Here is a 12,077-nt window from a genome sequence, read left to right on the forward strand (position 1 = left end):
TGTCTGCTTAGGCGACCCTTGCCTGGGCGCAGGTCAGCGACCTGCGGGAGCGCACGGCCAGAGCGCGCCGAACGACGCCGCAGCGTCCGGTGCCGCCGCCCCGCACGGCGGCGCAGACCCGGGCCGCAGACCCGGGCCGCAGCGCCAGGGGCGCACCCGGGCACCGCGTCGGCCGGGCAGCCGGCCGACGCCCGGGTGACGACCCAGGAGACGACTCAGGCCGGGCGTGTCGCCCTGTGCAGCGCGACGATCCCGCCGGTGAGGTTGCGGTAGCCGACAGAGCCCCACCCGGCATCGAGCAGGAGACGGCCGAGGCCCTCCTGGTCGGGCCAGGCGCGGATCGACTCGGCGAGGTACTCGTAGGACCCGGAGTCCTTGGTCACGGCCCCGGCGACCTTCGGCAAGGCACGCATGAGGTACTCGGAGTAGACGGTGCGGAACGGCTTCCACGTCGGCTGGGAGAACTCGCACACCACCAGGCGCCCGCCCGGGCGCACCACGCGCAGCATCTCGCGGAGCCCGCCCACGGTGTCCACCACGTTGCGCAGCCCGAAGGAGATGGTCACGGCGTCGAAAGACGCGTCGGCGAAGGGCAGACGGGTCGCGTCGCCGGCTGTGAAGGGGAGGTCGGGCCTGCGGGACTTGCCGACGCTGAGCATGCCGAAGGAGAAGTCGCACGGGACCACGCGCGCGCCGGCCGCGGCGAAGGGCTCGCTCGACGTGCCGGTCCCCGCGGCGAGGTCGAGGACCGTCTCCCCGGGCTGGGCGTCGACGGCCTGGAGGGTGGCGCGACGCCACGACCTCGTCTGCCCGGCCGAGACCAGGTCGTTGACCAGGTCGTAGTGCTGGGCGATCCCGTCGAACATCGACGCGACCTCGGTGGGCTTCTTGTCCAGGCTCGCACGTGACATGAGGCCATGCTCTCACCCGAGGCACGCACGCGGCACCTCGCGGTCGTACGCTTGGAGGCGATGAATCCCCTGTCGTCCGCGGACGTTGCCCCCGAACCGTCGTCCCCCCAGCTCGTGGTCCGCACCACGCTGCTCGGCACCGTCCTCGACGAGCACCCCGCAGCGCTGCTCAGGCTGCTCCCCCGCACCGCCCCCCTGGCCTGGGTCCGCCGCGGCGACGGTCTGGTCGCCTGGGGCGAGGTGGCCCGCGTCGAGACGCGCGGCCCCACCCGGTTCGCGGACGCCGAGGCCGCCTGGGCGGCGTTGCGCTCGCGCGCCGTCGTTCGCGACGACGTCGACCTGCCCGGCACGGGCCCCGTGGCCTTCGGGTCCTTCGCCTTCGACGAGGGGTCGGAGCAGCGCAGCGTGCTCGTCGTCCCGCGGGTGGTCGTCGGACGACGCGGACGGACCGCGTGGATCACGACCATCACGACCTCGCAGACCTCGGCCGGCTCGGCGCCGACCCTCGCCCCTGTCCCCACGCTCGCCCACGTGCTCGAGGACGTCGAGCCGGTGACAGCACCCGGCGCCGTGACGTACAGCCAGGGAGCCGTCGCGGACGAGGCGTGGACCGACGCCGTCGAGCAGGCTGTCCAGCAGATCCGCGACGGCCGCCTCGACAAGGTGGTCATGGCGCGCGACGTCCAGGCACGGACCGAGCAGCCTATCGACCCGCGCTGGCTGCTGACCCGCCTGGCGACCGCGTACACGGGCTGCTGGACCTTCAGCGTCGACGGCATGGTCGGCGCGACCCCCGAGCTGCTGGTCCGCAGCGAGAAGGGCCTGGTCACCTCGCGGGTGCTCGCCGGCACCATCCGCCGGACCGGCGGAGAGGAGGCCGACCTCGCCAGGGCCGCGAAGCTCGCGCACTCCTCCAAGGACCTCGAAGAGCACGAGTACGCCGTCGCGTCGGTCGCCGAGGCGCTCGCCCCGTTCTGCCAGTCGCTCAACGTCCCCGAGACGCCCTTCGTGCTGCACCTGCCGAACGTGCTGCACCTCGCGAGCGACGTCACCGGCGTGCTGTGCACGCGGGGGACGGGCAGCCTGGCCGCCCAGGCGGGCTCTGCAAGCTCGACCGGGACCACGGGGCTGGCAGGCCCCTCAGGTCTGGTCGGACCGGGCAGCACGTCCACGTCCGCAGTCAGCCCGACCGTCACCCCGCCGTCGAGCCTGACCCTGGCCGCTGCGCTGCACCCGACCGCCGCCGTGTGCGGTACCCCGACGCCCGACGCGAACGACCTCATCCGTGCCCTCGAGGGCATGGACCGCGCGCGCTACGCAGGTCCCGTCGGCTGGGTTGGTGGCGACGGCGACGGCGAGTGGGGCATCGCGCTGCGCTCTGCCTCGCTCGACCCCGAGGACCCCCGCTCGGCCCGGCTCTTCGCAGGATGCGGCGTGGTCGCCGCCTCCGACCCCGTCGCCGAGCTGGCCGAGACCGAGGCGAAGCTCGAGCCGATGCGGCTGGCCCTCGGCGCGGAGACCGTCGGCTCGGACTAGTCGTCCCGCACGCTCGGGCCTCGCCAGGCAGGCCCTGAGCGCAGGCACGTCCTGAGCACCAGGCACGTCGAACGCGCCGAGCACGTCCCGTGCGCCAGGAGCTCCGTACGCGCCGGGCACCTCACGACCTCCGGACCTGCGCCCCGGACCGTGCACGCAGAAGCGGCGCCACGCAGGGGAACGTGGCGCCGCCGGGTCCTCACCCGGCGCGAGGGGGGCGCGCCGGGGAGGAGTGTGTGTCCTGTCCTCAGCCGTTCTGGCCGGGGAACAGGTCGCCCAGGTCCGGGATGTTGCCCGGGGACTCCGAGCCGGGGAGCGTGCCCTGACCAGGGAGCGTACTCCCGCTGTCGCCGCTGCCGTCCGAGCCCTGGTCGTTGCTGGTCGCGTCTTCGGTCTTCGTCGCCAGCGTCACCGGGACGTCGATCGACTTGCCGTCGCGGATCACCGTGAGGGTGACCTCGGTGCCGGAGGCGAGACCGCGGACGAAGCCTGTGAGCGACTCCGCGCCCGTGACGGCCTTGCCGTCGATCGCGACGACCACGTCGTCGGCCTGCAGCCCGGCCTCAGAAGCCGGAGAGCCGTCCGAGACCGTGCCCACGACAGCGCCCTGACGGGTGGTGCCGTCGGCCGTGCCGGTGCCGTCGCCGAGCGTGACGCCGAGGAAGGCATGCTCTGCGGTCCCGGAGTCGATCAGCTGCCCGCCGATGTTCTTCGCGAGGGTCGAGGGGATCGCGAAGCCGAGGCCGATCGAGCCGGACTGGCTCGACGAGCTCGACTGGGACAGCGACGCGATCGACGAGGTGATGCCGATGACCTCACCACGGGAGTTGAAGAGCGGTCCACCGCTGTTGCCCGGGTTGATCGCGGCGTCGATCTGGATCGCGTTGGTGACCACGGGTGCCTGGCTGCTCGCCGAGGTCGCCGTGCTCACGGGGCGGTCGATCGCGGAGACGATGCCCGTGGTCGCGGTGTTCGACAGGCCGAGCGGGTTGCCCACGGCCATCACGGCGTCGCCGACGGTCACCTCGGCCGAGTCGGCGAAGACGGCCGACTGGAGGTCTGAGGGCGGGTCGACGATCTGCACGACCGCGAGGTCTGTCGCAGGGTCGAGACCGGTGATCTTGGCCTCGTACACCCGGCCGTCGGCGAGCGTCACCTGGACGGTGTCGTCGTTCGCGCCGCCGACGACGTGGTCGTTGGTGAGGATGTGGCCCTGGTCGTCGATGATGACGCCCGAGCCCTCGCCCTGGCCCTCGGCCGTCGTCACCTTGATCGCGACCACGGAGGGCGCGACGGCTGCGCTGACGGCCTTCCAGTCGGGCGAGCCGTCGGTCGACTCGGCGACCGGGACGGCCACCGAGCTGTCGTTCTTCTGGCCGACGCTGCTGATGCTCGTCGGGGCTGTGCCCGCGGCGTCGTCCGAGCCGAGCTGGCCCGTCAGCGCGGCGGTGCCGGCGCTGGCGAGCACGGCGGCCAGGACCGCCGTCGTGGCGATCGGCAGCACGAGGCGTCGCTTGGCCGGGGCTGTCGCGACGGCTGTGCCACCGCCCTGCGGGGGCTGCTGGCCGAAGGCCGCGCCGTAGCCGTGCTGCTGCTGCTGCTGCTGGGGAGCGTGCTGAGCACCTGCGAAGCCGTGCTGGCCCGAGCCCTGGTGCGTGCTGAAGGTGTCGTGCTGAGGCTGGTGCTCAGACCGGGCGGCGTGCGCCTGCGGCACGGCCTCGGTCCGGGGCGCCTCGGGGACGGGCGGCATCGGCCGGGTCTGCTGCACCGGCTCGATGCGCTCGGTGGGCTGGTGGCCCTGCCGACGGTCAGCGCCGTCCGCGGGGGTTCCGTCTGCTGGTGTGTGCTGAGTCGTCATGGGGGTTCCCTCTCTCCGGGTCTTTCTGCTGACCCCTACTCAACCCCCTCGATCTGTGGCGACCCTTGAACTTTCCTGGGAACTTGCTGCGAATGATGTCCGGTACGTGAGGTGCGGCGGAGCCTCAGCCGCCGAGCGCTGCCGTCACCCTGTCTGCGAGCGCCCGACCCTGCGGACCACGGTCCTGACGGTCGACCACCACCTCCACGACGCTGATCCCCGGGCGGGGCGCGGCGAGCACCTCACGCAGGGCTCCGACGCTGCTGACGGCCTCGTGGTGCACCCCGTACCCGGCGCAGAGCGCACCGAGGTCGGCGCCGTGCGGGGTCGCGAAGACCCTCTCGAAGATGTCCGCGTGCTCGGGACGCCCGTGCTCGAGGGTCGCGAAGATCGCTCCCCCGTCGTCGTTCACGACCACGACCTGCGCCTGGACGGCGGGTTCGTCGGGCCCGCGGAGCAGACCGCCGACGTCGTGCAAGAACGTGAGGTCGCCGAGCAGGGCTCGGACCGTCGTCGGGCCGGTGGCCTGCGCGGCGAGCGCGACGCCGACGACGGTCGAGACCGTGCCGTCGATCCCGGCGAGACCACGGTTCGACACGACGACGGGCGCGTCGTGCCAGGAGGCGACGAGCTCGAGGTCGCGGGCCGGGCTGCTCGACCCGACGACGAGCACGTCGTCAGGCTGGCTGGCCCGCGCGACCTCGGCCGCCACGGCGAGCGAGGTGGGACGTGCGCCGGTGCCTGCGTCTGGGCCGGTCCCCCCGCCACCAGCCACGGTCGTCTCGACGACGGTGCGGGCTGCGGTCGAGGCGGTCTGCCACCTCTCGAGCCACGAGCGCCCGGCCGCAGGGACCGCGCCAGGTCCGTCGGGCTCGCCAGGTCCGTCGGGCTCGTCGAGCCGGTCAGCCCCGCCAGCCTGGTCGAGCCAGGCAGAGGGGACCGCGGCGAGCACGACCGACGCAGAGCGCGCGGCATCAGGCCACTGCTCGGCACCGGGCGCCACGACCACGACCCTCGCCCCCGAGCCGAGGAGCATCTGGACGGGACGGGACACCGTCGGTCGGCCGAGCACCACCACCTGGCGGACCTGTGCCGTCAACGGCGAGCCGCCGAGCACGAGGCGGTGCGCGGCGACGAGGTTCGGCCCGGCCGCAGCGCCCGAGGACACCTCGGCGAGCAGGGGCCAGCCGCGGGCCTCGGCGAGGGCACGTGCGACGTCCCCGGCGCTGTCACCGGCGACGACCACCGTCGCCGGCTCGTCGGCGAGCGCGAGGATCTCCGCAGGGGCGTCGGTCGCCGTCTCCCGGGGGACCACGCGGGCGAGCACCAGGGGCGACGACCCGGCACCGCCGTCGACGGCCAGCCCCCGTGAGAGCAGCTCGACGTCAGCGGCCGTCGGGACGAGCGGGTCCCTGTAGGACAGGTTCACCTGGACCGGCCCTGGGGACGCCGTCCGGCTGCCCGTGGCCGCAGCGACAGCCCGACCGAGCTGCGCACGCAGGTCGCCGAGCTCACCCGGACGACCCGTCGGCGCAGGCACGTCGAGGGCGAGCCGGGTCGCCGAGCCGAAGATCCCGACCTGGTCGCCCGTCTGGTTGGCACCCGTGCCCCGCAGCTCGTGCGGGCGGTCTGCGGTCAGCAGGAGCAGCGGGACCCCTGCGTGGTGCGCCTCGAGCACGGCCGGGTGCAGGTTGGCCACGGCAGTCCCGGAGGTCGTCACCACGGCGACAGGTGCGGTCGGCGAGGGGGCAGCCGGCGAGGGGATGTCAGACGAGGAGCCTGCCGTCACCCCACGCGCGGACCGCCCGGCCACGAGACCAGCACCCTTGGCCAGACCGAGCGCGAGGAAGCCCGCGTCGCGCTCGTCGACACGCACGTGCAGACGCAGACCCGGGTGGCAGCCCGAGCGCACGGCGTGCGCGAGGGCGTAGGCGAGGGGTGCGCTGCGCGACCCCGGTGCGAGGACGACCTCACGGACCCCCAGACCGACCAGGGTCTCGACGAGGGTGTGCGCAGCGACCACCGAGGGAGCCGATGCTGCAGGCCCGGACGGTGCGGCGCTCACGCCGCTCCCCCGCCGTCGCGGGCGGTCTTGGCGGTGCTCGCGACGAGCGCCTCGACGCGGGTCACCCGCTCGGCCCAGCGCCGGGCGACCTCGGGCGCCAGCCTGGCGGCGTCGGTCGCCTCGAGGGACGCCGGGCTCGGGACAGGACGCCCGACGGCGATCGCGCCGTCGACAGGGAGCAACGGCTCGTCGACGGTGTCCTGCACGAGCAGCTGGGAGGTGGCCAGCCCGCAGGCGTGGTCGAGGCGCGGCAGCGCGGCCGCGAGGGCCACCCCGGCAGCCAGACCGACCGAGCTCTCGAGGGCTGACGAGACGACGACGGGCAGCCCGACCTGCTCGGCCAGCTCGAGGCAGGCACGGACCCCGCCGAGGGGCTGGACCTTGAGCACGATGATGTCGGCAGCGTCCTGCCGGACGACCTCGAAGGGATCCTCGGCCCGGCGGACAGACTCGTCGGCGGCGACGGGCACCGAGGTGCGTCGGCGCACGGCTGCGAGACCGGCGACGTCGGCGCACGGCTGCTCCACGTACTCGAGCCCGCCCGCGGCGCGGTCGAGGTGGACCAGCCTGGAGACGGCCTCGTCGACCTCCCACGCCCCGTTGGCGTCGATGCGGATCCTGCCGCCGGGCCCGAGCGCGTCCCGGACGGCCTCGAGCCGGGCGATCTCCTCGGCGAGGCTCTGCCCGCGCTCGGCGACCTTGACCTTCGCGGTCCGGCAGCCGCCCGAGGCGAGCACGATGCTGCGCGCACGCTCGGGGTCGGTCGCCGGGACGGTGACGTTGACGGGCACGTGGGTGCGCACCGGGGCGGGCCAGCCGAGGTCGGCGGCCTCGCGGGCCGCAGACCACCAGGCGGCGGACTCCGCGTCGTCGTAGTCCCAGAAGGGCGAGAACTCGCCCCAGCCGGCTGCTCCCTCGAGCAGGACGCCGTCGCGGGCGTCGAGGCCTCGGAACCGCGTGGTCAGGGGGGTCGTGTAGACGTGCACCTGACCAGGTTAGGCCCCGGCGGCCGCGGGCTGGAGCGCGAGCAGCGTGCGCCGCAGGAGGAGCTCGGCGTGCACCCGCACGTCACCGCCCTCGCTGAGCGCCGACACCGCAGCCCCGTCGACGACGGCCACGACGATCTCGGGCCCCACAGGGATGTCCAGCAGGTCGACGATCTGCGTGACGGCCTCGTCGAGCCCGGCGCGCCCGGCCGCGTAGGCACCGGCGAGGGTGTCGTCGCGTCCCGCGCTCACGAGGTGCTCGTAGTGGCCGCGGACGGCGAGGGGACCGCCCGCCGGCAGGACGGCGTCGACGAGCACGGCGCACCGGCGCTCGAGCGAGAGCACCGCGGTGACGGAGCCAGGTCGCCCGAGGACTTCAGCCACCCCTGCGGTCGCACCTGCGGTCACCTCGGCTGTCAGGTCGGCTGTCACCTCGGCCGTCAGGTCGGCTGTCACCTCGGCTGTCACAGCGGCGAGCACGGCGTCGGCGTGGACCGCCCACCGCTCCGCGAGCCGGGTCCCTGCCGCGCCCACGAGGTCGTCGAGAGAGGCGAAGTAGTACGTGGTCGCCGCGAGGGGAACGTCGGCGCGCTGCGCGATGGTCCTGTGCGTGAGGGTCGAGGGGCCGGCCTCGACGACCAGGGCGGCGGCGGCCTCGACGATCGCGTCGCGGCGCGCGGCCCCCCGGGGTTGGCGGCGCAGCGGCGTGGTCACCCGCAGACCATAGCGAGGCTCTGTGACCGGCATGTTTCGGGGCGGTCGCGGCGCCGGCGCTGTCGCCTAGGGTGGGTGCGTGAGCTCTCTCCCCGCACCTGTGTCCCAGACCTTCGACCCCGAGAGGTGGCGCCTGGTCGCCGGCTTCGAGGAGCTGACCGACATCACGTACCACCGCGGCGTGGACAGGACCGGCGAGCAGGAGCGCGACCTCCCCGTGGTGCGCATCGCCTTCGACAGGCCCGAGGTCCGCAACGCCTTCCGTCCGCACACCGTGGACGAGCTGCACAGGGTGATGGACCACGCACGCATGACCTCCGACGTCGCCGCGGTGATCCTCACCGGCAACGGGCCGAGCCCCAAGGACGGCGGCTGGGCCTTCTGCTCGGGTGGCGACCAGCGCATCCGAGGGCGTGACGGCTACAGGTACACGACTGCCGACGAGTCCGGCTCTGCGGCGCAGACGGCCGACCACATCGACCCCGCCCAGGCCGGCCGGCTGCACATCCTCGAGGTCCAGCGGCTCATGCGGACCATGCCGAAGGTGGTCATCGCCGTGGTCAACGGCTGGGCGGCCGGCGGCGGTCACTCGCTCCACGTCGTGGCGGACCTGTCGATCGCGAGCCGCGAGCACGCGCGGTTCAAGCAGACCGACGCGAACGTCGGGTCCTTCGACGCCGGCTACGGCTCGGCGCTCTTCGCCCGGCAGGTGGGCCAGAAGCGGGCGCGCGAGGTGTTCTTCCTCGCCCGGGAGTACTCCGCGCAGGACGCCTACGAGTGGGGCGCCGTCAACGAGGTGGCCGACCACGCCGACGTGGAAGACCTCGCCCTCGAGTACGCGCGGACCATCGCGACGAAGTCGCCCCAGGCGATCCGCATGCTCAAGTTCGCCTTCAACCTGGCTGACGACGGGCTCGCGGGCCAGCAGGTGTTCGCCGGTGAGGCGACGCGTCTGGCGTACATGACGGACGAGGCCGTCGAGGGCCGGGACGCGTTCCTCGAGCGACGGGACCCCGACTGGTCGGCGTACCCGTACTACTTCTGAGCGGCACGCCTGCTGCTCGACGGGACGCCCGGGGGCAGCGGCTGTTCAGCGGGACGCTGGGGGCAGCGGCTGCGAGTCAGCCGTGGGGCTCAGCCGTGAGACTCAGGGCGCCGCGAGGAAAGAGCCGACGAAGGAGATCACCTCGCGGCCGAAGTACGCCGCCGCGACGCTCAGCAGGACGAGCGCCCCGAAGGCCAGCAGGACGGGGACCACGGATGCGGCGCGACGCGGCTCGTCGGTCGAGTCGTAGCCGGTGACGGCCCGCGAGGTGACAGACCTGCGGACTGAGGGCGTCGTCGCGCGCGCTGGGCGTGCGGAGCGAGCCTGACGGATCGGGAGCCTGGGGTGCGTGAAGGTTGCCATGACTCGATCTTTCCCTCGCGCGGGCGCGGGCACATCGGGCCGACGGATGGTCGTGGTCCCCCGGCCGTCATGCGTCAGGCTGACCCCGGTGCGCCGGGGTCAGCCTGACGGATGAGTCAGCCGATCGAGAACGCCCCGCCGTTGCTCGGGACGAGCTCGACCCAGGTGTTCCCAGGAGCGAGCTGGACGGGTTGGCCGTCGGCTCCGGTGAGGACGACAGGCGTGCCCGTCCCCTCCTTGCTCCAGGTCGCCGGGACGGACTGGCCGCCGGAGACCACGAGAGCCTCACCGGAACCGATGACCTGGGTCTCGGGGACCGGGGTGCCGGCCGGGTCGAGGAAGGCCGTGTCCACGACGGGCACGCTCAGCACGACCACGTTGGTCGCCCCGAGCTGGTCGCCGGTCACCGAGACGGCGGGGGTCGTCCCCTCGGACCGCAGGTAGCGGCCAGAGGCCGCGTCCCACGCCCAGGAGGGGCTGCTGTAGCCGGACATCGTGATCGCCAGCGCGCCTGCCGGGGTACCCGCAGCCGTCGACGCGCTCGCGGGGTCGGCCGCGAACTCGAACTGCTCGGCCGGGGAGTCCAGGTGCGTCGGGTCTGCCTGCCCGGCGAACTCGGCGAGAGCGCCGTAGACGTTGTGCGGTGCGCGACGGTCCGAGGACCTCGAGAATCCTGCGTCGCCGCGGTCGTTCGAGACGATCTGGAGCCCGCTGGTGGCCACGGCGTCGACGAAGGGCGGCTGCCCGCCGGAGAAGACCATGAGGCCGTGCAGCGGCGCGATGATGTTCGCGTCCATCGGGCGGACCGACCGGATCGGTCCGACGACCTCGGGCTGCTGAGAGTGGTAGACCGCGATGTAGCGGGTCACCCCGCCCTCGACGACCTCCTCCCAGACGACGTCGGCTGCCTCGAGCCCGGTCTGCGGGCGCGCCTCGCGCGAGTTCTCGATCTTCACGGCGATCGCCGGGCGGTTCGCGAGCTCGGCGGACTCGACACCGGTGAGCGGCCAGGTCGTCGGCAGGGCCGGGTCCGGAGCCGCAGCCCTGTCGGACGTCGCGTCGGGGGTGGCTCCGGTGGTCACGGTCGCGTCGCCGTCGCCCGAGCACCCGGCCAGCAGCAGCGCGGTCGAGACGAGCGCGACGGCGAGCCTGGCGCGGCCCTGCCGTCTCGCGGTTCCGGTCGGCGTGCGGTGGTGTCGCTGCACGTGGGGGCTCCCTCGTCACGGGCTCTGAGGCCGTCTGGTGCTGAGCGCGAGGGCCTGTGCTGGGCACGGCCGCTGCGCGCGGGTCGAGACAAGAGTAGGACCCGACCTAGTCTGGTCTGGTGAAGGACCCGGCTGAAACCTCCCCGAGCGCGACCCACCTCGCGGCAGACGACGCCCGGCGGCGTGTCGAGGCCGCCTTCGCCGCCGCCCCGGGCGAGGCGTCCGCGTGCGTCGTGGTCCCGACCTCTGGATCGACCGGTGAACCTCGACGCGTGCAGGTCTCGGGCACCGCGCTGCGTGCCTCCGGGACGGCGACGGCGACGAGGCTCGGCGGCCACGGCTCGTGGCTGCTCGCCCTGCCCACCACGCACGTGGCCGGGCTGCAGGTGGTCGCCAGGTCTGTGCTCGCCGGGACCGTGCCTGTGGTCCTCGACCTCGCGCCCACCTTCCGTGGCGCGGCATTCGCGGCCGCAGCAGACCAGGTCGACGGCACGCGGCGCTACACCTCGCTCGTGCCCACGCAGGTGCACAGGCTCCTCTCGGAGGCTCGTGACGGAGATGCTGCCGGGCTGGAGGCGCTCGCCTCCTTCGACGCCGTGCTGCTCGGCGGCGCGGCCACGCCTGCCCCTGTCCTCGACGAGCTCCGTGCCGAAGGCGTCAGGGTGGTCACCACCTACGGCATGAGCGAGACCGCCGGCGGCTGCGTGTACGACGGGCGTCCCCTCGACGGGGTCACGGTCCGCACGGTCGACGGGCGGGTGCAGATCTCCGGGCCGGTCTTGGCCGACGGCTATCTCGACGACCCGGAGGCCACTGCGGCCGCCTTCGTGACCGACGCCCTGACAGCCCCAGCGCCAGACCCGGCCGCAGAGGCGAGACCTCGTGCCCGGTCCCACGCCGAGGCTGGTCCCGCCCGGTGGTTCAGGACGAGCGACCTCGGCGAGCTGGCCCCCGACGGGACGCTCACCGTGCTCGGTCGGGCCGACGACGTCATCATCAGCGGCGGTGTCAACGTCGCCCCTGCAGCAGTCGAGGCCGTCCTCGTCGGCCTCCCCGAGGTCGGCGAGGTCTGCGTGGTCGGGCTGCCGGATCCCGAGTGGGGCGAGGTCGTCGTCGCGGTCGTCACGCCGGCGCTCGGCGGCACCGACGTGTCGCAGGACACCCTCCTCGCCGAGGCCCGGTCCCACGTCACCGATATCCTGGGAGCGCCGGCCGCACCCCGCCACGTCGTCGTCACCGACGCCCTCGCGCTCCGCGGACCCGGAAAGGTCGACCGCCGTGCGGTCGCGCTGCTCGCGGCGCGTCGTCTCGGACGACCGACCTCGACGTCCGACCGCTGAACGGAGCACCATGGCCACCTCCTCCGAGTGGGTCGCAGGGGCACGCCCCCGCAC

Annotated in this window: 10 protein-coding genes; 3 read left to right on the plus strand and 7 right to left on the minus strand. The window is 73.8% G+C overall.

Translation table 11 applies throughout. From position 1 onward, the window contains the following. Window positions 1–215: 215 nt before the first annotated feature. Window positions 216–911 carry a demethylmenaquinone methyltransferase gene (locus HZZ10_RS09220; RefSeq protein WP_056136568.1) on the minus strand — a complete coding sequence of 232 codons (696 nt, stop codon included), beginning with the start codon at window positions 909–911 and terminating at the stop codon, window positions 216–218. Window positions 912–971: 60 nt separating this feature from the next. Between HZZ10_RS09220 and HZZ10_RS09225 the strand changes: the two genes are divergently transcribed. Further along, a complete protein-coding gene (locus HZZ10_RS09225) occupies window positions 972–2,447 on the plus strand; it encodes an isochorismate synthase (RefSeq protein WP_179913277.1) in 1,476 nt (491 codons plus the stop codon). 247 nt (window positions 2,448–2,694) lie between these two features. Here HZZ10_RS09225 and HZZ10_RS09230 read toward each other — a convergent pair whose 3' ends face one another. From HZZ10_RS09230 to HZZ10_RS09245, 4 genes are all read right to left on the minus strand, one after another. Then, a complete protein-coding gene (locus HZZ10_RS09230; RefSeq protein ID WP_179913278.1) occupies window positions 2,695–4,305 on the minus strand; it encodes a S1C family serine protease in 1,611 nt (536 codons plus the stop codon). Between the two features lie 124 nt (window positions 4,306–4,429). Then, window positions 4,430–6,370 carry a 2-succinyl-5-enolpyruvyl-6-hydroxy-3-cyclohexene-1-carboxylic-acid synthase gene (menD, locus tag HZZ10_RS09235; RefSeq protein WP_179913279.1) on the minus strand — a complete coding sequence of 647 codons (1,941 nt, stop codon included), beginning with the start codon at window positions 6,368–6,370 and terminating at the stop codon, window positions 4,430–4,432. Continuing rightward, window positions 6,367–7,356, minus strand: a complete 990-nt coding sequence (locus tag HZZ10_RS09240; RefSeq protein WP_179913280.1) for an o-succinylbenzoate synthase — start codon at window positions 7,354–7,356, stop codon at window positions 6,367–6,369. Before HZZ10_RS09240 ends, menD begins: the two co-directional genes overlap by 4 nt. Before the next feature lie 9 nt (window positions 7,357–7,365). Beyond that, entirely contained in the window at window positions 7,366–8,070 is a 705-nt protein-coding gene (locus tag HZZ10_RS09245) for a TetR/AcrR family transcriptional regulator (protein ID WP_179913281.1), read from the minus strand. 79 nt (window positions 8,071–8,149) lie between these two features. Between HZZ10_RS09245 and HZZ10_RS09250 the strand changes: the two genes are divergently transcribed. Then, complete coding sequence (locus HZZ10_RS09250) at window positions 8,150–9,115, plus strand: 1,4-dihydroxy-2-naphthoyl-CoA synthase (protein ID WP_056136560.1); 966 nt, start codon at window positions 8,150–8,152, stop codon at window positions 9,113–9,115. A gap of 102 nt (window positions 9,116–9,217) precedes the next feature. On the opposite strand, the gene HZZ10_RS09255 is transcribed toward HZZ10_RS09250, so the two are convergent. Together HZZ10_RS09255 and HZZ10_RS09260 are read right to left on the minus strand one after the other, a co-directional pair. Beyond that, window positions 9,218–9,478 (minus strand): hypothetical protein, encoded by a 261-nt coding sequence (locus tag HZZ10_RS09255; RefSeq protein WP_056136558.1) that lies wholly within the window; start codon window positions 9,476–9,478, stop codon window positions 9,218–9,220. A gap of 116 nt (window positions 9,479–9,594) precedes the next feature. Then, window positions 9,595–10,683, minus strand: coding sequence for a DUF3048 domain-containing protein (locus HZZ10_RS09260; protein WP_179913282.1), 1,089 nt, complete (start codon window positions 10,681–10,683; stop codon window positions 9,595–9,597). Window positions 10,684–10,802: 119 nt separating this feature from the next. Here HZZ10_RS09260 and HZZ10_RS09265 point away from each other — a divergent pair, with 119 nt between their 5' ends. Then, the gene (locus HZZ10_RS09265; protein WP_179913283.1) at window positions 10,803–12,023 is read left to right on the plus strand and encodes an AMP-binding protein; all 1,221 of its coding nucleotides are present in this window, start codon (window positions 10,803–10,805) and stop codon (window positions 12,021–12,023) included. The last annotated feature ends 54 nt before the right edge of the window (window positions 12,024–12,077 follow it).

The sequence above is a fragment of the Sanguibacter inulinus genome (assembly GCF_013415325.1).
GTDB classification, from domain to species: Bacteria; Actinomycetota; Actinomycetes; order Actinomycetales; family Cellulomonadaceae; genus Sanguibacter; species Sanguibacter inulinus.